We start from the raw sequence: 20,516 nt of genomic DNA on the forward strand, positions 1-20,516 counted from the left end.
GGCTCCTCAGGTCCTGATATCCAGTTGTCCGTCGTCAATGGTGGGCTGCCAAACGGCGCCCAGCACGGGGACGTCTTCGTCAATGCTCGCGCTCTGGCCGGAGGAGCGTTCTTCTCCGCCCTCGCCATGACCGCCGAATTGCTCGAAATCGAGCGCGCCGCTATCCATCTGCAGGCCCTGCCCCGCCAGGATCGCCGCGAGCGTCTCGCGATCCCCGCGCAAGGCGCTCAGCACCGCCGGGCTTTCGGCCCGAACGACCACGTTGACCTGACCGCGCTTGTCGCGCTCCACGTCGATCTCGATATCGCCGAGCCCGCGCGGGGTCAGGGCCACGCGAGTGCGCCCCTCCTGCAGATCGGCGCGGCGGAGTTGCGTCGCGACAAAGGCCGCAAAGCGCGGCGAGGGCTGGGCCGTCTGCCCCGGTTGCGCCGCCGCCTCACTGCGGGCTGCGTGACTTGCGTCATGCTGCGTGAGCCGTGCCACGGCCGCATCGGGCAGCGCACCGGCGCGGGCGGCCTCGGCGAATGGCTGCGCCGGTTTGGGGTCGGCTTTGCCCGGCCCGGCGGGCAGCAGTGCTGCCTGCGCCTCGGCCTTGCCGGTCTTCCCCGCGCCTTTCGCGGCCGCTTCCAGAACGGCGCGCACGCGCGGGTCCATGTCGTTCTGCGGGACCTCCGGCGCCAGTGGCGCGGGCGTCGCCCCGGCAAGCCCCTGCGGAACGGAGGTGATAATCTGTGGCTGCGTCTGCGGCGCCTCAGGCTTCGGCTGCGCCGCCGGAGAGGAAAGGTCGCCCGCAGAATGCGCGGGCATGAGACCGGCGACCGATTGGGTCTGCGCGCCGCCCTTATGCGGCGATGCGGGTTCAGCCGGCTTCGCTTGCAGACCGAGCGAGACCAGAAGGCTCGCGAAGACCTCGTCGATCGTGTCGCTTTTGTCGTGCGCATGATCCGAGGCCGGCTTTGCCTCCCCGCCGCCAGTTTGCAGCGGCATCCCCTTTAGCGCTTGGGCCAGACCTTCCTGCAATTTCGTGCCATGCGCGGCATCGAACTCGGCGAGCACCGTCGCGAGCGACGTGCCCAGCTCTTTCAGCACCGCGCCGATCGGCTTTCCCTGCGCCAATTCTGCCAACGCACCATCCCGAACCTTCTGCAGCTTCCCAGCCAGTTCGGCCTGAAGCGCGGGATTCCCCGCAAGGACCGCCGCTGTCGCCCCCTTGGGCGAAGCGGCCGCCGCCGACGCCCTCGCCTTCGCGGCACTACCCGCATCCGGTTGCACGCCCTGCAAAAGCGATCCGAAGCCGGTCGCCTCCGATGACGGCTTCCGCCCGGCCTCTGCGCCAGAGGCCGTCGCCTTCAGCAATGTCGCAGCTATCGCGTCCATCTCATCGTCCTCTTCACACCAAGCCCAAGCGCTTGCTCCGGCGCCCCGACGCCGCCTGCCACTCCATGAAGGGCGCGAACCAGTCGCGGTTCTTTTCGTAGCCAAGCTGCTCGAGCAGATCGAACAGCACCGGGAAGCGCGAGAATTGATCGCAGATGCGCGCCCGATGTTCTTCGTCGCGCCACTTCGCGCGGGCCTTCTCGACCGGGCGGATGCCGTTTAGCGGCCCTTTCAAATCCTCCGGGATCTCGGCCGCACCGAAATCGGAGAAGTGCCCCTCGAACTTCAGATCGAGCGCATCGCGCAACTTCTGCTGAATCCTGTCGGGATCATCGGCAAGGTCTTCGTATTTCAGAAGGAAGACGCCTTGCGGGAAAATGCCGGATTTCAGCACGGTCGCGATCGCCTCGTGGATATGCAGCAGCCCCGGCATGACCGGCACGGGCGCATCCGGGCCGCCGATGAAATACATCGCATCAGACGAGATGAAGTAATCGTCCGGCACCGCCGAATGACGGCTCACGAGGATGTCGCGCGGATCGCGCAGAGGCACGATCAGATCGATCCGCTTGTTGCGGACATTGGCCCGCGCGATATTCGCGATCTGGAAGATATCCAGCGGCCGCTTGCTGACCCAGTCGCCCGGTTGTCCGATAGTGGACAGTGCGCTGGTCTCGCGCGGCGGGATCTCGAACCCTTTGAGGGTCTCGCGCAGCATATTGTAGAACAGCGTCGTACCCGCGCGCCCATGTCCTGCGATCATCAGATGACGTGCCATCCCAGCCCTCTCAGTTCAGCATCGCAGGGCTGAACCCGCGCTTTTCAAGGCAGCGCTTGAGCCGGATGAGCGCCCGCTTTTCGACCTGCCGGGCGCGCTCGCGGCTCATCCCGAGATCGCGAGCCAGATCGTCGAGCGATTCCGGCGGCGTCTGCAATTTGCGCCGCAAGACCATCTCGCGATCCGGCGCATCCAGATCGTCCAATGCATCTTGCAGAACCTCATGCGCGGCGCGCGCGGCGGAGGCGGCCACAGTCTGCTCTTCGGGCGTGAGGTCCGGGCTGCGCATCATCTCCATCATCTCGGCGTCACTGTCATCGAACGACCTGGCATCCAGCGCCACCAGACCGGTCAGAAGCTGGCTCGCCTCGGGATTGTCGAGCCGCCCCATCCGCGCATCGAGATAGACCCGCGCCGGCACATCGATCACCGTCTTGATCCGCGCGAGCGCATTGAGGACGCAGGTCATCACCCACCAGTGCGAATAGGTGGAGAACCGCACATCCTGCGTCAGATCGAACCGTTCGGCGGCGCGCATCAAACCGATGATCCCTTCCGCCACGAGGTCTTCGAGCTCGACCGGATTGGTCGCCCAGCGACGCGCCTGCGCATAGGCCTGACGGACATGCGAGCGCAGGAGAATTTCGAGAGAGTCCCGATCTCCGTATTCCTGCCAGCGCGAGATGGCCTGCCGTTCTTCTTCAACATTCAGAAATGGCGCATCAAGTGCAGCACGGAAGCTCAATGCAAACATTACTCCGCCTCTATCCGCTCTATTCTTGAAGAACAGAAGACCACGGGGGCATGTTTGGAGAAAGCTTTACTTGATTAAAGGCAAGTTAATCGGAGGCTTTTCTGGTTAACCTCGGATTAATGCTGCGGGAGGCCGCGCCGCCTCTCGGGACGGCGCGGCATTCTCATGACTTTGTCAGACTGGCCCGGTCCGCCAACCGAGCGCAGAACGCATAGCGGCCGTTTTCCCCGGCCTTCGCGCTCACAGGTGACTGCCCGTCGCGGTCGCGCTGCGATCCCGTGCATCTTCGTGCAGCGAAAAGCCACCGCGTGCGGGCGACGCCATCGCCGGCAGCCGGAGGTCGATCGCACGGTCCCCAAAACCATGCTTCACCCCTGCGACTTGCGTCGGCTCGATCACCACGAGGCTTCCATAAGGCACCTCGATTCCAAGCTCTTCCGCAAGTATATCACCAAGCGAGATTCCCGGCAGAAGCTCTTCGGCTTCGGGCAGCACGAGCAAGCTTGCATCCGTGCGAGTCGAGCGCAGCAAAACACTGTGCGCAGGCAGAAGCGCAGCCGCCACCAAACTTCCCTGAGACCCTGCGCCCGATGACGTTTGCGTCACCGAACCTTCCCAAATCTGCGCTAACAAATCGTTATTTTTCATGGACATCCCTAATCCCCGAGTCCCCAAATTCCAGTAACGGCAGATTACCAGCGATTCACGATCCGGTAAGGTTAAGGATTGTTAAACCGTAAGGCGAGTAAGGATAAATTCTACGTGAAGGTGGCGAACCGGTGACCGCCAAGTTATCCCCAGACCGACAGTGGGCGAAGTGTTGGAAAGCCTATTTTTCATAGTTTCAAACACTATCGGTTGTGGGCACCCCCTCAATCATCCACAGCTTGTCGATGGTGCGACCACAGATTGTGTGCTCACGATCAGTCGCCGAGATGTTAACAATTAACAGCTTGACAGCGACTACCGCTAAAACAGTCCCAGAGACTCAATAACTCAATCTGAAGTTGCAAGGCTGCGCGACTTCCCGACGGGGATCTCGTAGAACGAGTATCCAGCCGAACGCACTGTTTCCACGACATATCTCTCGCCGAACGCGTCACGCAGCTTCTTGCGAATCTTGGTGATGTGAACGTCGAATTTGCGATCACCATAGACCCACATGCAGTTGTCGATTCGTCGCGACAGCGCGTCCCGCGTGACGATTCGTCCGCCGCTCCGGATCAGCTCGATCATGATCTCCCCCTCCGTGGGGGTAAGCTGCACCGCCTCGACGGCATCAGGGCCGGTCAGGCGGTTTTCCTCGTCGATCTTGAGGCGAGCGACCCGCTTTTCTTCGCTCGGGAAGCTGATGGGCAGACTGTTGCCCGCCCGAAGCCAGAGACGCGCGGCCAATTCCCTTTGAGAATAAGGCTGCCTGATCACATCATCGGCGCCGGCCAGAATCATCTCGGCAGCAAGCTCTCCGTCCGGAGTGGAGTCGACGAAGAAGATCAGGCTCTCCTTCGTACTGACGCGCGCAGTTCGGATCAGATCCGCGGCACCCTCTGCGTCGGCAAGGCTGATCAGCAAGATACATGGGGTTCCATGCAGCAGAATATATTGCTCGGCCTCAATCGCAGCTGCGAAAGGCAAAGGCTCCCAGCCGCAGCATGCGCGAAAGAAGTCGGCCAACTGTCCTTGCTTAGCGCCTTCTTCCGCTACGATGATGACGTTCTGTCTTCGCATGGCGTCCGAGCCAAACAAAAGGCAACTCCCCGTATCCCTCAGCGCTTTCGGGGCGAAACTTAGGCCTCACGCCCATCCCCGTTGCACCGTCACTTCCGAATAACACCGAGCGTCAGATTGGATGGCAGAGCATAAATCCGCCGAGCCTGACATCTTTGCATTTTCGAATTATTATCTCTGCGATATGCGATAATTCACGTGTTTTTGCCAGACAAGTCCAGCCTGTGCCTTGAAATAGGACGCATCGGCGGACGTTCAGCGGAAAAATTGGATTTCTTTGACCTAACTTTAAGAATTTCTTCAATCTTTCCCCTAAGAACAAAACCATGTGAGAGTAGATATGACGCAACAATCCCCGGCTTGCGCCGGCGCGCCCGCGACTTCCCGCCCCCCAGCGGTGCCGATTTCGGAGAGTGTCTTTCCTGATCGGCTGATCTGCCTGGAGACGGGCCGCCCGATCAAGATGTTGAAGCGTCATCTTAAAAACCTGCTCGGAATGACCTTCGAGGAATATCGCGCCAAATGGGATTTGCCGCCGGACTATCCTACGAGCGCCCCGGACTATCAGCTCGCCAAGCAGCGTTGGCGCTCGTGCGACAAACTGCATTGATCACCGCTAGGACAGCCGAAGCACTCAACAGAACAATCCTGCGCAGAAAATATGTATTTGCAGGAAACCCAAGCACAGACACTCGCGTTTATTGACAGAAACGCATGATGCACGTAACTTTCTCTACTAATCCGGGGATAGTGCAAAATTTAAGCATTGGAGAGACCACATGTCGAAGGATCGGCCCACGGATGCAGCTAACATTATCGCGACAGTGGCTGCCGCCTATGCCGCCCGCGCGGATGTAACGGCGGATCAAGTGGTCGACCTCGTGGCGAAGCTCTCCGCGCAGTTTGGCGAGGAGCTGGGCGAGGCAAGCGCCTCTCATGCAACGGACACAGCCACGGCGAGCGCCAGTCCCGCGCGGCCGCAACCCGCGCTTCCTATTGAAGACGCGGTGACCGAGGATAAGGTCTTCTGCCTGTGCTGCGGGCGCGGCTTCAAGATGCTCAAACGCCATCTCGGCTCGGAACATGGGCTGAGCGAAGACGAGTATCGCACTCTGTTCAATCTGCCTGCGGATATGCCGCTGGTCGCGCCCAGCTATTCGGCGCGCAAAGCGGCCTATGCCAAGAAGGTCGGGTTGGGCAAACACAGCCGCGACGACCTCGAAGCCTCGCTTCACGACGCCTGAGCGCGCGCGGGCCGCACAACGCCCGCCGCCCGAAAACGGTTCCAAAGCCACCGTTGCGCGGCTTTGTTTCCAGATCATGAACGATTATCGCCCTCTTTTGGCCCATTTTTAATCCGACAACCCACAGTCAGGGGCTGCAGAAGACGCATGCCCTGAGAATACAGCTGGCTCCGGTCAGCGAGGTGGGAAAGGGCAATCCATGGCACGGTCGAACCAAGCGCCGATCATTGTGAAGCGGAGCGATGACGATCACGAATCCGAGCATCACGGCGGAGCGTGGAAAGTCGCCTACGCGGACTTCATGACCGCAATGATGGCCTTCTTCCTGCTGATGTGGATCCTGTCCGTTTCCGACGAGAACCAACTGACCGGGATCGCCGATTACTTCGCGCCGGCGAAAATCTCGATGCAGGCGCCCGGTGGCACCGGTCCGCTCGCTGGCGAGACGATCGGGCCGAAAGGCGTCTTGAACGCGTCGCGTGCCAATGATGCCATCCCCACCAATCCCGGCATCGGAAGCGTGACCGATCCCTCGACCGAGATGGCCAACGCCTCCGGCAAATCCAAAGACACCACGCCCGACGCGACGGCTGAAAAGCTCGCGACCGCGGCGCAAGCGACGGCCAAGGCCAGCGATACGACCGACGCCAAGACCGCTGCGGTCACGCCGCATGCCGTCGACGACGCCCGCTTCGAGACGCTTCAGACCCGGATCACGCAAGCGATCCAGCACGTCCCGGACCTCCGCCCGCTGCAGCAAAACGTGCTGTTCCGCCGCACGCCGGACGGGCTGAATATCGAGGTCGTGGATCAGGCTGGCAAAGCCATGTTCGCCTCGGGCAGCGCGAAGATCGACGGGCCGACGTTGAAGCTGATGGATCAGCTTGGCCGCGCCCTTTCCGATCTGCCCAATGATGTGCTGATCGCGGGCCACACCGACTCGGTCCCTTATCAGAAAGCGGGCGGCACTTACGGAAACTGGGAACTGTCCTCGGACCGCGCTAATGCGACGCGCCGGGCGCTCGTGACGGCTGGGGTCGCTCCGGAGCGTATCACCCGCGTCTCGGGCCTCTCGGACACCGATCCGCTGAAACCGGCAGAGCCCCGCGATCCCTCCAACCGCCGGATCACCGTGACCCTCGCCTATCTTCATCCGAAAACCGATGCGCCCGCGCCGACCGATACGGCGACGCCGCGGCTCGAGGCGAATGCGGCGCCCGCGGCCCCGCAACCGGCCCCGGCAGTCGAACACGCAGCCCCCGAAGCCGCCGCGCCCGCCGCGCCGAGCACGTCGGAACAGCCGCAGCAATACAGCTCCGTCGCGCTCGACGATCTGCGCAGCGCCCTGCAATAACCCCCATCATCAATGAAAAACGCCGGCGCGATCCTCATCGCGCCGGCGTTTTCTTGTCTTCGCTTGGGTCGGAACCTCAGATCAGACCAGCATGCGCCATCGCAGCGTCGATCGCGGTCTTCGTCTCGGGCAGAAGCTCGGTCAGCGGCAGGCGCACCTCGGCCGAGCACATGCCCAGCTTCGACATCGCGTATTTCGCGCCCGCGACACCCGGCTCGAGGAAGATCGCCATATGCAGCGGCATCAGCTTGTCCTGATAGCTCAGCGCCTTGGCGTAATCGCCCGCAAGCGTCGCCTCCTGGAACTCGGCGCAAAGCTTCGGCGCGACGTTTGCAGTCACCGAGATGCAGCCCACGCCGCCATGCGCGTTGAAGCCGAGCGCGGTCGCATCCTCACCCGACAACTGGATGAAATCGGGCCCGCAGGTCGCGCGCTGCATCGAGACACGCTCCAGCTTTCCGGTCGCGTCCTTCACACCGACGATGCGCGGCAGCTTGGCCAGCTCGCCCATGGTCTCGGGGATCATGTCGATCACCGAGCGGCCGGGGATGTTGTAGATCACGATCGGCAGTTCGCAGGCATCGTGCAGCGCGCGGTAATGCTCGATCATGCCGCGCTGCGTCGGCTTGTTGTAATAGGGCGTCACGACGAGCGCCGCATCGGCCCCGGTTTCGGCGGCGTGCTGGATCAGCCGGACGCCTTCGGCGGTCGAGTTCGAGCCCGCGCCCGCGATGATCGGGATACGGCCCTTCGCGGCTTTCACGACCTCGGTGATGACGATCATATGCTCGGCATGGCTCACCGTCGGGCTTTCACCGGTGGTGCCGACCGGCACGAGGCCGTGGCTGCCCTGGTCGATATGCCACTCGACGAGTTTCTTGAGCGTGTCCAGATCCAGTTCGCCGTCCTTGAACGGCGTGACCAGTGCGGGAAGAGACCCTTTGAACATGACACGCTCCTTTTTTGGTTGGGCCGGGGGGTGAGTCGTCCCGGCGGAAATCGGCCGGGTTATAGGCGGTTGCGCGACGGTTGCCAACTTGTGATTCATCCCCATCTGTGAGAGGCCCGTATCAAAGGGACAAACCCGCGACCACGAGCAGCCATGATGATCCGACGCCAGTTCCTCGCCGCGCTTGCGGCTTCGAGTTTCGCGCTCTCGCCGGCCGCGCTTCGCGCCGCGAGTTCCGCGCTGTCCGATGCTTTCGCCGCGGCCAATTCCGGCAACTGGGACGAGGCCGAGAATCTCGCGCGCCGCGTCGGTCCCCTGGGCTTCGATGTCATCGAGTGGAAACGCCTGCGCGACGGCGAAGGAGACTTCGCCGACTATCTCGATTTCGCCACCCGCCGCGCCGATTGGCCCGGCATGCCGTGGCTGCGCGAGAAGGGCGAGGCCACGCTCGACGGTATCCCGCCGCGCGAGGTGATCGCCTATTTCAAACTTGGCCCGCCGCAGACCGGCACCGGCGCGCTGGCGTTGATTGGTGCGCATCTTGCCTTGGGACAGAAGGCGCTGGCGGCTGAGGTCGCCAAGACCGCGTGGCGCCAACTTCCAATGGACGGAGACGAACAGGCGAAATTTCTCGCCGACTACCCTTCGCTTATCTCTGCCGATCATGGCGGGCGGATGCAGAACATGCTCGATCGCGGGCATCTGTCGGATGCGCGCCGGATGGTCGGTCTGGTCACGCCGGGCACCAAGGCTGTGGCCGAGGCACGGATCGCCCTGCAGGCGCGCGAGCATGGCGTGGACGATCTCGTCGCCGCCGTGCCCGGCTATATGGTCGAACGCTCCGCAGGGCTTGCCCGCGACCGCGCGATGTGGCGCTGGCGCGCCGGGCTGGAGGACGGCGCGGCAGAGTTGATCCTAGAGCGGTCGAAATCCGCAACCGATCTGGAAGACCCCGACCTTTGGGCGACGCTCCGCGGCTATCAGTCGCGCTGGGATCTGCGCGCGGGCAATACGCAGCGCGCTTATGATCTGGCCTCCTCGCATCATCTGGAGCCCGGTGGGGCCGATTACGCCGATCTCGAATGGGTGGCGGGCTATGCTGCGCTGAAACTGGGCCGCGCCGATACGGCCTACAGCCATTTCCACAATCTCGAAAAGGCGGTGGACGGGCCGATTTCGTCGTCGCGGGCATGGTATTGGCAAGGCCGCGCGCTGGAGGTTCTGGGCCGCAGCGACGAAGCCAAGGCCGCATGGCGCAAAGGCGCGGAAAATCAGGACGCCTATTACGGGCTCCTGTCGGCGGAGCGGTTGAACCTGCCCCTGCCCGCGAATTTCTCAAAGGGCCCAGAGCTGCCCGACTGGCGGCGCTACAAGCTGCGCCATTCTTCCGTCTTCAAGGCCGCGCAGCTGCTCTACGAAGCAGGCGAGAACGAGCTGGGCGCGCGCTTCGTGCTGCATCTCGAGGAAAGCCTCGGGCCGGGCAATTTCGGCGCGCTCACGAAGTACGCGCTTGAGGAGGACGACACCTATCTCGCGTTGATCATCGGCAAACGCGCCGCGCTGAAGGGCGAGATCATCGCGCAGGCGCTCTGGCCGATCCCGGGGCTGACGAGCCATGATCTGGGCGTGCCGGAAGAAGTCGTCCTCGCGGTCGCCCGGCGCGAGAGCCAGTTCGCGATCGGCGTGGGCTCTCCAGTGGGCGCTCAGGGCCTGATGCAGCTGATGCCCGGCACCGCGAAGATGATGGCCGATAAAACCGGCCTGCCCTACGAGAAGGCGCGGCTGACAACGGATGCGACCTATAACCTCAAGCTCGGCGGCGCCTATCTGGCCGAGCTGCGCGACGAGTTCGGGCCGTCTTCGGTGCTGGTCGCCTCGGGCTACAACGCCGGACCCGGGCGTCCGCGGAGCTGGATGGAAGACCGCGGCGATCCGCGGATCGGCACGGTCGACGTGATCGACTGGGTCGAGATGATCCCCTTTACCGAGACCCGCAACTACGTCATGCGCGTTTCCGAGGCGATCCCGCCCTACCGCGCACGGCTGGGCAAGGGGGAGGTGAAATTCACCGACATCCTGCGCGGTGACGTGAAAGATTGAGGAGCGCCGCCCCTCGGCCTAACGGCCTCACCCCGGGATATTTGAACCAAGGCGAAAGGGCGGCTACGCCCCTTCGGCCACCACACGGGCGCGCCAGAGCGTGAAGAGCCCCGCGCTGACCACGACCCCCGCGCCGATCACCACGTTCCACTCCAGCGACTCGCCGAAGACGACGACGCCGAGCGTCGAGGCGAAGACCAGCTGCAGATAGGCGAAGGGCTGAATCGCCGAGGCCTCGGCCACCTCATAGGCCTTGATCAGAAGGAAATGCCCGGTCGCGGCGGTGAAGCACAGCACGACCATCCACGCCCAGTCCGAAGCTATCATGTTCTCCCAGTGCCAGATGCCGACCGCCGTGATCACCAGCGCCCCGATCACGCCGGTGTAGAAGAAGGACACCGATGCCGGATCGACGCGGCCCACATAGCGCGTCATCAGCGAATAGAGCGCGAACAGCGTCGCCGCCGCCAGCGGGATCAGCGCATAGGGAGAGAACACACCGAAGCCGGGCTTGAGGATGATGAGCACCCCGATGAAGCCCACACCGATCGCCGCCACGCGCCGCCAGCCGACCTTCTCGCCCAGCACCGGCCCGGACAGCGCCGCGACCAGCAGCGGGTAGCAGGCGAAGACAGCATGAGAATGAACGAGCCCGAGATAGACGAAGGCCTGCACCATCACGATCACCTCGGTGATCAGGACGACCGAGCGGATCACCTGCGCCCAAGGAAGGCCCGAGCGCGTCGCCCGCTTGATCCCCCCGGGGCTGCGCGCGGCAATCACCAGAACAAAGGCTGCGAAGAACCAGAACCGCACCATCAACGCCATGTAGACGTTGTAGGTCTCGGCAAGGTGGCGCGAGATGCCATCCTGAATCGCGAAGATGAAGGTCACCGCGACCATCAAAGCGATACCGCGGCGTGTCGATTGTTCAACCATGTTTCACCCCGCGCGACATATGGCGTTTGCGCCCGAAGCCCGGGCTGCGGTTGACCTCGAAACCCGCGGCCTCGAGGGCGCGGCGCACGAAGCCTGCCGCCGTATAGGTCGCGAATGTGCCGCCCGGCGCCGTATGGGCACCGACCTCGGCCATCAGATCGTCGCCCCAAAGCTCGGGGTTTTTCGCGGGCGAGAACCCGTCGAGAAACCACGCATCGGCCACGCTGTCCCAAGCGGGAAGCGCCGTGCGCGCATCACCCTCGATGATCTCCACCGCGACCGAACCGAGTTGAAACTGGCGCTGCCCTGCAGCCCAGGCTTCCAGATAAGGACCGGCCACGGGCGCGACCTCCGGAAATGCGTCCAGCGCCCGCGCGATCTCGTCGGCCTCCATCGGGTAGGCCTCGAAGGAGGTGAAGCGGATCGGGCAGTCCTCGGGACAGGCCAGCCGCAGCGCCAGCAGGTTCAGCCCCGTGCCGAAGCCCAGCTCGGCCACATGAAAGCCCGGACGCAGCCGCGCGGGCAGATCATTGCCCGCCAGAAACACATGCCGCGTCTCGTCCAGACCGCCCGCAAGGCTGAAATAGGGATCGTCGAACCGCCGCGAGACCGGCACAAGGTCATCGCGCCAATCGAGATCGGCTTTGCTCTGGTCAGGGGCGTTCATCGGGGATAGTCCACAGTCTCCGGCCCAGCCTTGAAGCAGGAGGCGCGAAATGACAAGCGGCAGACACGACATAACCGTGCGCGGCGGCGGCATCTTCGGCCTCGCGATCGCATATCAGGCAGCGAAGCGCGGCGCGAAGGTCCGGCTGATCGAGCGCAGCCGCATCGGCGCGGGCAGTTCGGGCGGCCATGTCGGCGCGCTCGCCCCGCATGTGCCGGAGAACTGGAACCCCAAGAAACAGTTCCAATTCGAGAGCCTGCGCATGGCGGAAGCCTTCTGGGCCGACGTGCAGCGCATCGGTGGCGGCGACCCGGGATATGCCCGCCTCGGGAGGCTGCAGCCGCTGGCGGACGAGGCGCAGATCGCACGCGCCAAGGAGCGAGCGGCAGGGGCGGCCGAGCTGTGGCAGGGCTTCGCCACATGGCGCGTGGCCGAGGCTTCGGAATTCGGCGCCTTCGCGCCGCCTTCTCCCACCGGGCTCGTGATCCATGACACGCTCACGGCGCGCGCCAATCCGCGCGCCGCCGGGGCTGCGCTGGTCGCGGCGCTCAACGCGATGGGCGCGGAGATCGTGATCGGCGAGGCCGAGGAGGTTGGTCCGGTCATCCACGCGACCGGCGCCGAAGGTCTGGCCGAGTTGAACGCGGTGGTCGGCAAAACTGTCGGCACCGGCGTGAAGGGCCAATCGGCGCTCTTCCGATACGATGCGGGCGACGTGCCCCAGCTCTTCGCGGAGAGCCTCCACATCATTCCCCATTCCGTTGGAACGGTCGCGATCGGGTCGACCTCCGAGCGCGAATTCGACGCCCCCGACACGACCGATGCGCAGCTCGACGCGCTGATCGAGAAGGCCCGCGCGCTTTGCCCGCCCCTCGCCGAAGCGCCGGTGATCGACCGTTGGGCCGGGGTGCGCCCGCGCGCCAAGTCGCGCGCGCCGATGCTGGGTGACTGGCCCGACCGTCCGGGGCATTTCATCGCCAATGGCGGCTTCAAGATCGGCTTCGGCATGGCGCCGAAAGTGGCCGAGGTGATGGTCGATCTGGCGCTGGAGGGGCGCGACACGATCCCCGGAGGCTTCCTCGTGACGGACAACCTGTAAGGGGCTCCGCCCCCGGCCTGCGGCCTCCCCCGGGATATTTATCCTAAGAGGAAGAAAAACGCCCGGCTCGAACCCGGCTGCGGGCGGCAGGCCGGGCGCTTCCCCTTGGGCGGCCATCGGCGTCCCCGCCTGTTCCGCGAGATCAGGGTCAGGCGATTCTGGTTACGGAAGGCTTAACTTCCTCTTGGCGGAAATATCCCGGGGGGCGCGCGTCAGCGCGCGGGGGCAGCGCCCCCTCCGACATGACCCGCCCGCGAAACCTCTGCCTCGGTGATCCCGAAGCGCGGCGCGAATTTCTCGCGTGCCGCGATCAGACGCGGGTCGTCGGGGCGCAGGCCGAGGGTCCGGATGAACTCGACGCGGCTTTGGGTCTTGAGCTGATCGCGCGAAATCGCGGTGCCCATCAGCCGGTCGATCACCTCGCCGCCCGCGGTGACGTGGAACCATTTCGAGAAGTCGCGGAAATGGTGCTGGTTGTGCAGCGTCGAGACATGGCGCTCGATCGCGGTCTTCTTCACGGTGACATGGGCGGTGGTGTGGAACCATTCATAGGCGAGGAAGGTCGCAGCGCCGCCAAGCGGCACGACGGCCACGGCGATATCGAACGCATACGGCACGCCGATCAGCGACAGCACCGCCCAGAGAAGCGCGGTATTGCCCACGAGAACCGGCACGATCACCGAGAGCGGCGCGAACAGAAGCGGCCAGCAGGTCGGGAATTCGTGGTGGCCATAATGCACCCGGTAGAGCCAGTTGAAGGCCCATTGCCGCTTCGGCGGCGCCATGTGGAAGATGTAGCGGTGGAGCCCGTATTCGTTGAGCATCTGCGCCGGGATCCCCAACAGCGCGACCGCCCAGAGCCACCAAGGCCCCTGCGCGATCCAATAGACCGCCGCGGCGACGACTGCGATCATCACCCAGATCGACAGATGGGACAGCATCAGCCGCATCCGCATCGCGAAAGTCTCCCGAAATCTCCTCCGGGGATCAGCCTGCCACGGGTTACGCGCGCGTCAAAGCGTTTCGCAACGTCAGGGCCAGTCCGTCGTTCTTGTCGTCAGTCGTTCTCGTGCGGGATGTTCTTTTCCCGCTCGACCGCCAGTTCGCCCTTCGAGGTATCGGCATCGGCTGTGTGCACCGCCCAGTCGCCCTCGCCTGCGGGCTTCGGCAGCTTCTCGGCCGGCCAGTCGCGGAAGATATTGGCCTTCGAGATGAAATGCGCGGTGATCGGGGCTGTCAGGAAGATGAAGATGGTGACCATCAGCTCGTGCAGGGTCAGGTGGTCCTGCTTCACCGCGAACCAGACCATCGAGGCGATCAGGATCGCGCCCACACCCAGCGTCGCGGCCTTGGTCGGCGCGTGCAGGCGGGTCATCGGGTCGGGCAGTTTGACCAGTCCGAAGCTGCCGACGAGGCCGAAGATGCCGCCAATCACGAGCAGCGCGGAAATCAGGATGTTCCAGAACAGTTCCATCACGCCCTCACTCGATAATGTCGCCGCGCAGGATGAACTTGGCGAAGGAGACCGTCGCCACGAAGCCCGTCATTGCGTAAAGGATCGATGCTTCGAAGAAGAGCGCCGTGCCCTCCCAGATGCCGAACAGCACGATCATCGCGATCGCGTTGATCGCCATCGTGTCGAGCGCGAGAACCCGGTCGGTCACGCCCGGCGCCTTGACGACCCGGTAGAGGTTGAACAGCAGCGCCAGCGAATAGCAGGCGATGGCGAAGATCAGGGCATAGGTGATCATTCGAAAATCTCCTTCAGGCGGGCCTCGTAGCGGGACTTGATCTCGTCGCGCACCTCGTCGGCATCGGGCGCATGCAGCGCGTGGACCAGCAGCGAGTGCCCGTCGGCGGCCAGCTCCGCCGTCAGCGTCCCGGGCGTCATCGTGATCGTGCCCGCCAGCACCGTCACCGCCTCGGGCGTGACGATGTCGAGCGGCACCGTGACCCAGGCCGGGTGCAGCTTGGAGTTGGGCATGAAGAGCACGATCTTCGCCACGGTGATATTCGCGACGATGATATCCCAGATCACGATGAAGATGTACTCGATGATCTTCAGCGGCTTCGCGAAACGCGGGCGCGCGGGCCAGTAGGGTGCGGTGATCCACGGGATCACGAGGCCCACGAGGATCGCGAAGACCAGCGAATTGAGCGTGTAGCTGTTGGCCAGCATCAGCCAGACCATCACCAGCGTGACGGTCAGGTAGGGGTGGGGAAGGATCTTGCGGATCATCTCTTTGCTCCCCTCAATGCGCCGCGGCGGGGGCGTCCTGCCCCGTCTCGGTTCCGGTATGGGTGTCGGCCTGATCGGCGGGCGGAGCGTCGGGTTGCGGGTCGGCGGCATTGGCGTCGCCACCATGCGCGTCCTCGGCCTGCATTTCCTCGCTCACTTCCATATGCCCGTGCTCATGGGCCCCGATGCGGGCCGCCTCCTGCGCGCGCTCTTCCGCGCCGGCGAGAACCGCGTCGATATATTGCGACGGCGTGAACAGCTGCGCGGAGGTGCCCTGCAGCCAGGTGCTCGCAGGTCCGGCCAGCGCGGTCAGCGCCACCGAGCCCGCCAGCAGGATGCCCGTCGCGGTGAAGGCGAGGCCCGGCGAACTCGCATCCTTCGGCGCGGGCGGCAGATCGTCCTCCTCGGCCTCGACCGCGTAGGAGCGCCAGAACACCTGACTGCCCGCACGGGCATAGCCCACGATGGCGATCAGCGAGGTCACGAGAACCGTGGCCCAAAGCGCCCATTGGCCGCGCGTCGCATCCAGGATCATCAGCTTGCCGAGGAAGCCCGAGAGCGGCGGCATCCCGGCCATTGCGATCGCGCCCATGAAGAACATGCCCGCCATCAGCCCGTGGTTCTTCATCAGCGGCGCATCGGTAAAGCCAAGCCCCCAGCGCCCGCGCCGCTCACGCACGAGATCGGCGATCAGGAACATCGCGCCGGCGGTCAGCGTCGAATGGATCATGTAGTAAAGGCCCGCCGAAGTGGCGCCTTGGGTGAATTGCGCAAATGCCAGCATCATCGTCCCGACCGAGCCGATCACCGCATAGGCCACCGTGCGGCCCATGTCGCGCGCGCCAAGAATGCCGATCATCCCGATCGCAATCGTCAGGAAGGCCGAAGGCAGCAGGATGTCATGAGCAAGCGTGCCGATCGTGCCGGTGATCGGGAAGATCAGCGTATAGACGCGGACGATCGCATAGGTCCCGACCTTGGTCATGATCGCAAACAGCGCCGCCACCGGGCCGGGCGCGTTCGTGTAGGTCGCGGGCAGCCAGAATTGCAGCGGCACCAGCGCGGCCTTCACCGCGAAGACCAACATCAGAAGCGCCGCACCGACCTTGATCAGCGCCGTCTGCTCGGATGGCATTTCGGCCACCTTCACCGCAAGATCGGCCATGTTGAGCGTGCCCGCCGTCGCGTAGATCGTCCCCAGCGCGAAGAGGAACAGCGTCGAACCGGCGAGGTTGTAGACCACATATTGCACGCCCGATTTCAACCGTGCGCGGCCGCCGCCATGGATCATCAGACCATAGGAGGCGATCAGCAGAACCTCGAAGAAAACGAACAGGTTGAACGCATCGCCCGTCAGAAAGGCGCCGTTGATCCCCATCATCTGGAACTGCATCAGCGAGTGGAAATGCCAGCCGCGTTTGTCCCAGCCCGAACCGATCGCATAAAGCACGATCACGAGGCCGAGGATCGAGGTCAGCAGCAGCATCAGCGCCGACAGCCGGTCGAGGACCAGCACGATGCCGTAGGGCGGCTCCCAGTTGCCGAGGCGATAGACCTCGGGCGGGCCCATCGAGGCCGAGGTCATCAGCACGATCGCCAGCACCAGCAGCGCCGACATGCCGAGGATCGAAGCCACGCGCTGCGTGACCAGATCGTAGCGCATCCACAGCACGATCAGCGGCGCGAGCATCGCCGGGATCAGGACGGGCGCGATGATCCAATGCTCCATCATTGGCCGTCCTCCTCTTCCTCGAGGTCGATGCGGTCATTGCCCGCCTCGATGAAGGCCCCAAGCGCGAGCATCACCACGACCGCCGTCATCCCGAAGGAGATCACGATCGCGGTCAGGACCAGCGCCTGCGGGATCGGGTCGGTATAGGAGGTGACGCCGTCGCGCAGGATCGGCGGCTGGTTGATCACCAGACGACCGGTGGCGAACAGGAACACGTTCACCGCGTAGGACAGCAGCGACATGCCCACCACCACGGGGAAGGTGCGCAGACGCAGGATCATGTAGATGCCGGCGGCGGTCAGCACGCCGATGGCCGATGCAACGAGCACTTCCATCAGTGATCGCCCCCGTTGGTCTTCTTGTTCTCGTGCACGGTGTCACGCTCGTTCTGGGTGGCTTCGCGCGCGGCGCGGGCGGTCTTCCACCAGCGGCGCGGCACTTTGGCTTCAGGCGGATAGGGCCCGGCCGAGAGCGGCGCGAGCACGCGGGCCTCGGGTTTCTCGGCCGCGATATGCGCGCCCTCCTCGCCGCCTTCCTCGCCCATCGCGGCACGGCGCGCGAGGCGGCTCAGCCCGCCAAGCGCCAGCATCACCGAGCCCACGACGCCGAGGAACACGCCGAGGTCGAAGCCCGCAGCGGTCGCCAGCTCGAACTTGTCGAGACCGGGCAGTTTCACATAGCCGAAATCGGAGGTGAGGAAGGGCATGTCGTTGAAGAAGGCCCCGGCCCCGGTGATCCCTGCGACCAGCACGCCCGACGCGATCAGCACGTGGTAATAGACCTTCTGGCGCGCCTGCGTCCACGCAAAGCCCGAGGCCATGTATTGCGTCACCAGCGCGATCGCGACCACGAGACCGGCGATGAAGCCGCCGCCGGGCGCATTGTGGCCGCGCAAGAAGATATAGAGCCCCACGACCAGCGCGATCGGCATCATCACCCGCGTCACGATCAGCAGCATCAGCGGGTGCTTGTCGCCGCCACGCGGCACGTCGGGGCGCCACGCGATCAGCTTGCGCGAGGACGCGCCCTGCAGCAGCGCCTCGGTCAGCGCGAAGATCACCAGCGCGGCGATGCCCAGCACCGTGATCTCGCCGAACGTATCGTAGCCACGGAAATCCACGAGGATCACGTTCACCACGTTGTCCCCGCCCGCAAGGTTGTAGCTGTTGTCGAGCATGTAGCCGGACATCGTCGGGAAGGCGAAATCGCGGGTCAGCAGCGCGTAGATCAGCCCCGAGACCGCGACGCCCGCCGCGACCGAAAGCCCGACGTCAAAGCCGATCTTCATCCGGCTGGATTCGATCGAGGTGATCTTGGGCAGGAAGTTCAACGCCAGGAGCATCAGCACCGTCGTCACGATCTCGACCGAGATCTGCGTCAGCGCGAGGTCGGGCGCCGAGAGGAAGATAAAGGAGATCGAGACGGTCAGGCCGACGATCCCGATCAGCACCAGCGCGAGGATGCGGTTGTGATGGAAGGCGACGATACACATCGTGGCCGTCAGCAGCAGCAGCCACGAGGTCACCGCCGCGCCGTTCACCGGCGTCAGCGCACGGGTCTGCGGCCCCAGCGTGCCGCTCATGAAGGCATAGAGCCCCACGCCGACCGCAGTTATCGTGAACAACATCAGGTAACGCGCCATCGCGCCGGTATGCAGCCCCTGCGTGATCCAGGCCGCAAGGCTCTGCACCTTCGCGACCACCCAGTCGAACATCACCTTGGCCTCGGGGCGCGGAGTGGCGTCCCAGAGGCGCTGGAACGGGCGATGCGCCGCGAGCAGAGCGATACCGCCAGTGACGGCAATGGCCGACATGATCAGCGCCGGCGTGACGCCGTGCCAGATCTTCAGCTCGTGCATGTGATAGCCGCCACCGACGACCGCATTGGTCGCCATCTGGACATAGCCGCCCGCCACCGCCATCGGGAACAGACCGATCGCGATCACGAGGAAGGCGAGGAAGGCCGGGCTGATCCACATGCCGAAGGGCGGATCATGCGGGGTCTTCGGCAGATTCTCCGGCGGCGGGCCGAAGAAGCCGTGACTGATGAAGCGGAAGGCATAGGTGGCCGAGAACAGCGCCGCGATCGTGGCAAGCACCGGGATCAGCCAGCTATTGTCGAGCCATTTCGTATGGGCCGCGGCTTCCAGCATCATCTCTTTCGAGAGGAACCCGTTGAAGAAGGGGATACCGGCCATCGACAACGCCGCGATGGTCGCGATCACGAAGGTGATCGGCATCAGCTTGCGCAGCCCCGAGACGCGGGTCAGGTCACGCGTGCCCGCCTCGTGATCGACGATGCCCGCCGACATGAAGAGCGCCGCTTTGAAGGTCGCGTGGTTGATGATGTGGAACACGGCGGCCAGCGCCCCGGCTTCGGTCCCTAGTCCCAGCATGAAGGTTATGAGCCCCAGATGCGAGACGGTCGAGAAGGCCAGCAGCGCCTTCATGTCGTGTTTGAAGATCGCGATCTTCGCGGCGATCAGCATGGTGATCAGGCCAACGCTCGCCACGATATAGAACCATTCCGGCGTGCCCGAGAGCACCGGCCACATCCGCGCCATCAGGAACAGCCCCGCCTTCACCATCGTGGCGGAGTGCAGATAGGCCGAGACCGGCGTCGGCGCCGCCATCGCGTGCGGCAGCCAGAAATGGAACGGGAATTGCGCGGATTTCGTGAACGCACCCCCGAGGATCAGCAGTAGCGCCGGGATGTAATAGGGGCTCGCCTGAATGGCGTCCTTGTGCTGCAGGATCTCCGAGATGTCGTAGCTGCCCGCGATATTGCCGAGGATCAGCATCCCCGCGATCATCGACAGGCCGCCCAGACCGGTCACGGTCAGCGCCATGCGCGCGCCCTGACGGCCCGCAGGCAGGTGCTTCCAATAGCCGATGAGCAGGAAGGAGCTAAGCGAGGTCAGCTCCCAGAAGATCAGCAAAAGCAGGATATTGTCGGACAGCACGATGCCCACCATCGCGCCTTGGAACAGCAGCAAGTAGGTGTAGAACTGACCGACCGGGTCCTTGTTCGACAGGTAGAACCGCGCATAGAGGATGATCAGCAGCCCGATCCCGAGGATCAGCGTCGCGAACAGCATCCCCAGACCGTCGATCCAGAAATTCACGTTCAGGCCCAGCCAAGGCAGCCAGTCGATCTTGGTCTCGACGACACCACCCGCCATCACGGTCGGCAGGTTCAGCAACAACCCGAGCAGCGCCAGCCCCGTGAACAGGGCTGAAACCGCGGCGGCATTGGTGCGTCCGGTGCGGATAAGGATCGACGGCATGGCTGCGCCCAGGAAGGGCAAAGCGGCGATCAAGGCAGGCGACATCTTCTCTCCGGTCCGTTCTTTGGCGGGCCTTGGGGCGATGGATGCGACCGCACTCTCCCCCCGCGCAAGCATTACTTTACCTGCGCACAGGGGGCATGTCTGTCAAGCTTCGCGACGGCGTTTCCTGAGTAGAATCGCAAGGCATTGTGCGGAGGCCGCCTCAAAGCGACAGCGATCGGCCCCTCTCCCGCCATTTTGCACATGCGGCATTCTGCGGCACAAATG

At 64.2% G+C, this 20,516-nt stretch carries 20 protein-coding genes; 5 read left to right on the forward strand and 15 right to left on the reverse strand.

The window, feature by feature from the left end; translation table 11 throughout:
- Window positions 1–6: 6 nt before the first annotated feature.
- The 5 genes from BMI85_RS17055 to BMI85_RS17075 form a co-directional block, all read right to left on the reverse strand.
- Entirely contained in the window at window positions 7–1,377 is a 1,371-nt protein-coding gene (locus BMI85_RS17055; RefSeq protein WP_078602121.1) for a flagellar hook-length control protein FliK, read from the reverse strand.
- Window positions 1,378–1,390: 13 nt separating this feature from the next.
- Window positions 1,391–2,155, reverse strand: a complete 765-nt coding sequence (locus tag BMI85_RS17060; protein ID WP_078602122.1) for a hypothetical protein — start codon at window positions 2,153–2,155, stop codon at window positions 1,391–1,393.
- 10 nt (window positions 2,156–2,165) lie between these two features.
- Window positions 2,166–2,909: a sigma-70 family RNA polymerase sigma factor gene (locus tag BMI85_RS17065; protein ID WP_078602123.1), complete on the reverse strand. Its 744-nt coding sequence runs from the start codon at window positions 2,907–2,909 to the stop codon at window positions 2,166–2,168.
- 240 nt (window positions 2,910–3,149) lie between these two features.
- Window positions 3,150–3,557 carry a hypothetical protein gene (locus BMI85_RS17070; protein ID WP_143595150.1) on the reverse strand — a complete coding sequence of 136 codons (408 nt, stop codon included), beginning with the start codon at window positions 3,555–3,557 and terminating at the stop codon, window positions 3,150–3,152.
- Window positions 3,558–3,905: 348 nt separating this feature from the next.
- Window positions 3,906–4,655, reverse strand: coding sequence for a winged helix-turn-helix domain-containing protein (locus BMI85_RS17075; RefSeq protein ID WP_078602125.1), 750 nt, complete (start codon window positions 4,653–4,655; stop codon window positions 3,906–3,908).
- Window positions 4,656–4,977: 322 nt separating this feature from the next.
- On the opposite strand from BMI85_RS17075, the gene BMI85_RS17080 reads away from it, so the two are divergent.
- The 3 genes from BMI85_RS17080 (at window position 4,978) to BMI85_RS17090 (ending at window position 7,235) form a co-directional block, all read left to right on the forward strand.
- Window positions 4,978–5,247: a MucR family transcriptional regulator gene (locus BMI85_RS17080; protein ID WP_078602126.1), complete on the forward strand. Its 270-nt coding sequence runs from the start codon at window positions 4,978–4,980 to the stop codon at window positions 5,245–5,247.
- Window positions 5,248–5,416: 169 nt separating this feature from the next.
- The gene (locus tag BMI85_RS17085; protein WP_078602127.1) at window positions 5,417–5,881 is read left to right on the forward strand and encodes a MucR family transcriptional regulator; all 465 of its coding nucleotides are present in this window, start codon (window positions 5,417–5,419) and stop codon (window positions 5,879–5,881) included.
- A 199-nt stretch (window positions 5,882–6,080) separates the two neighbouring features.
- Window positions 6,081–7,235 carry a flagellar motor protein MotB gene (locus tag BMI85_RS17090; RefSeq protein ID WP_078602128.1) on the forward strand — a complete coding sequence of 385 codons (1,155 nt, stop codon included), beginning with the start codon at window positions 6,081–6,083 and terminating at the stop codon, window positions 7,233–7,235.
- Between the two features lie 76 nt (window positions 7,236–7,311).
- Here BMI85_RS17090 and dapA read toward each other — a convergent pair whose 3' ends face one another.
- Complete coding sequence (gene dapA, locus BMI85_RS17095) at window positions 7,312–8,184, reverse strand: 4-hydroxy-tetrahydrodipicolinate synthase (RefSeq protein WP_078602129.1); 873 nt, start codon at window positions 8,182–8,184, stop codon at window positions 7,312–7,314.
- Window positions 8,185–8,340: 156 nt separating this feature from the next.
- On the opposite strand from dapA, the gene BMI85_RS17100 reads away from it, so the two are divergent.
- A complete protein-coding gene (locus BMI85_RS17100; protein ID WP_210402373.1) occupies window positions 8,341–10,284 on the forward strand; it encodes a lytic transglycosylase domain-containing protein in 1,944 nt (647 codons plus the stop codon).
- Window positions 10,285–10,347: 63 nt separating this feature from the next.
- Here the strand turns inward: BMI85_RS17100 and BMI85_RS17105 are convergent, their stop codons facing one another.
- A complete protein-coding gene (locus BMI85_RS17105; protein WP_078602131.1) occupies window positions 10,348–11,223 on the reverse strand; it encodes a DMT family transporter in 876 nt (291 codons plus the stop codon).
- Complete coding sequence (gene mnmD, locus BMI85_RS17110) at window positions 11,216–11,890, reverse strand: tRNA (5-methylaminomethyl-2-thiouridine)(34)-methyltransferase MnmD (RefSeq protein WP_078602132.1); 675 nt, start codon at window positions 11,888–11,890, stop codon at window positions 11,216–11,218. The genes BMI85_RS17105 and mnmD overlap by 8 nt, the downstream gene beginning before the upstream one ends.
- Before the next feature lie 49 nt (window positions 11,891–11,939).
- Here mnmD and BMI85_RS17115 point away from each other — a divergent pair, with 49 nt between their 5' ends.
- Window positions 11,940–12,989: an FAD-binding oxidoreductase gene (locus BMI85_RS17115; RefSeq protein WP_078602133.1), complete on the forward strand. Its 1,050-nt coding sequence runs from the start codon at window positions 11,940–11,942 to the stop codon at window positions 12,987–12,989.
- Window positions 12,990–13,201: 212 nt separating this feature from the next.
- On the opposite strand, the gene BMI85_RS17120 is transcribed toward BMI85_RS17115, so the two are convergent.
- From BMI85_RS17120 to BMI85_RS17150, 7 genes are all read right to left on the reverse strand, one after another.
- A complete protein-coding gene (locus BMI85_RS17120; protein WP_078522017.1) occupies window positions 13,202–13,945 on the reverse strand; it encodes a sterol desaturase family protein in 744 nt (247 codons plus the stop codon).
- A gap of 101 nt (window positions 13,946–14,046) precedes the next feature.
- Window positions 14,047–14,463 carry a Na+/H+ antiporter subunit G gene (locus BMI85_RS17125; protein WP_078602134.1) on the reverse strand — a complete coding sequence of 139 codons (417 nt, stop codon included), beginning with the start codon at window positions 14,461–14,463 and terminating at the stop codon, window positions 14,047–14,049.
- 7 nt (window positions 14,464–14,470) lie between these two features.
- Window positions 14,471–14,740, reverse strand: a complete 270-nt coding sequence (locus tag BMI85_RS17130; RefSeq protein ID WP_078522019.1) for a K+/H+ antiporter subunit F — start codon at window positions 14,738–14,740, stop codon at window positions 14,471–14,473.
- Window positions 14,737–15,228, reverse strand: a complete 492-nt coding sequence (locus BMI85_RS17135; RefSeq protein ID WP_078522020.1) for a Na+/H+ antiporter subunit E — start codon at window positions 15,226–15,228, stop codon at window positions 14,737–14,739. The genes BMI85_RS17130 and BMI85_RS17135 overlap by 4 nt, the downstream gene beginning before the upstream one ends.
- A gap of 13 nt (window positions 15,229–15,241) precedes the next feature.
- Window positions 15,242–16,957: a monovalent cation/H+ antiporter subunit D gene (locus tag BMI85_RS17140; RefSeq protein ID WP_078602217.1), complete on the reverse strand. Its 1,716-nt coding sequence runs from the start codon at window positions 16,955–16,957 to the stop codon at window positions 15,242–15,244.
- Entirely contained in the window at window positions 16,957–17,295 is a 339-nt protein-coding gene (locus tag BMI85_RS17145; protein WP_078522021.1) for a Na+/H+ antiporter subunit C, read from the reverse strand. Before BMI85_RS17145 ends, BMI85_RS17140 begins: the two co-directional genes overlap by 1 nt.
- A complete protein-coding gene (locus BMI85_RS17150) occupies window positions 17,295–20,291 on the reverse strand; it encodes a monovalent cation/H+ antiporter subunit A (RefSeq protein ID WP_078602135.1) in 2,997 nt (998 codons plus the stop codon). The genes BMI85_RS17145 and BMI85_RS17150 overlap by 1 nt, the downstream gene beginning before the upstream one ends.
- Between the last annotated feature and the right edge of the window lie 225 nt (window positions 20,292–20,516).

It is taken from the genome of Thioclava sp. DLFJ4-1 (genome assembly GCF_002020145.1).
Taxonomy (GTDB): Bacteria; Pseudomonadota; Alphaproteobacteria; order Rhodobacterales; family Rhodobacteraceae; genus Thioclava; species Thioclava sediminum.

Bases quoted from the DNA above. Each gene is read 5' to 3' on its own strand.
- BMI85_RS17140 (WP_078602217.1), bottom strand. From the start codon at position 16,957: ATGGAGCATTGGATCATCGCGCCCGTCCTGATCCCGGCGATGCTCGCG.
- BMI85_RS17135 (WP_078522020.1), bottom strand. From the start codon at position 15,228: ATGATCCGCAAGATCCTTCCCCACCCCTACCTGACCGTCACGCTGGTG.
- BMI85_RS17105 (WP_078602131.1), bottom strand. From the start codon at position 11,223: ATGGTTGAACAATCGACACGCCGCGGTATCGCTTTGATGGTCGCGGTG.
- BMI85_RS17065 (WP_078602123.1), bottom strand. From the start codon at position 2,909: ATGTTTGCATTGAGCTTCCGTGCTGCACTTGATGCGCCATTTCTGAAT.
- BMI85_RS17125 (WP_078602134.1), bottom strand. From the start codon at position 14,463: ATGGAACTGTTCTGGAACATCCTGATTTCCGCGCTGCTCGTGATTGGC.
- dapA (WP_078602129.1), bottom strand. From the start codon at position 8,184: ATGTTCAAAGGGTCTCTTCCCGCACTGGTCACGCCGTTCAAGGACGGC.
- BMI85_RS17090 (WP_078602128.1), top strand. From the start codon at position 6,081: ATGGCACGGTCGAACCAAGCGCCGATCATTGTGAAGCGGAGCGATGAC.
- BMI85_RS17145 (WP_078522021.1), bottom strand. From the start codon at position 17,295: ATGGAAGTGCTCGTTGCATCGGCCATCGGCGTGCTGACCGCCGCCGGC.
- BMI85_RS17150 (WP_078602135.1), bottom strand. From the start codon at position 20,291: ATGTCGCCTGCCTTGATCGCCGCTTTGCCCTTCCTGGGCGCAGCCATG.
- BMI85_RS17055 (WP_078602121.1), bottom strand. From the start codon at position 1,377: ATGGACGCGATAGCTGCGACATTGCTGAAGGCGACGGCCTCTGGCGCA.
- BMI85_RS17120 (WP_078522017.1), bottom strand. From the start codon at position 13,945: ATGCGGATGCGGCTGATGCTGTCCCATCTGTCGATCTGGGTGATGATC.
- mnmD (WP_078602132.1), bottom strand. From the start codon at position 11,890: ATGAACGCCCCTGACCAGAGCAAAGCCGATCTCGATTGGCGCGATGAC.
- BMI85_RS17080 (WP_078602126.1), top strand. From the start codon at position 4,978: ATGACGCAACAATCCCCGGCTTGCGCCGGCGCGCCCGCGACTTCCCGC.
- BMI85_RS17115 (WP_078602133.1), top strand. From the start codon at position 11,940: ATGACAAGCGGCAGACACGACATAACCGTGCGCGGCGGCGGCATCTTC.
- BMI85_RS17100 (WP_210402373.1), top strand. From the start codon at position 8,341: ATGATCCGACGCCAGTTCCTCGCCGCGCTTGCGGCTTCGAGTTTCGCG.
- BMI85_RS17060 (WP_078602122.1), bottom strand. From the start codon at position 2,155: ATGGCACGTCATCTGATGATCGCAGGACATGGGCGCGCGGGTACGACG.
- BMI85_RS17130 (WP_078522019.1), bottom strand. From the start codon at position 14,740: ATGATCACCTATGCCCTGATCTTCGCCATCGCCTGCTATTCGCTGGCG.
- BMI85_RS17085 (WP_078602127.1), top strand. From the start codon at position 5,417: ATGTCGAAGGATCGGCCCACGGATGCAGCTAACATTATCGCGACAGTG.
- BMI85_RS17070 (WP_143595150.1), bottom strand. From the start codon at position 3,557: ATGAAAAATAACGATTTGTTAGCGCAGATTTGGGAAGGTTCGGTGACG.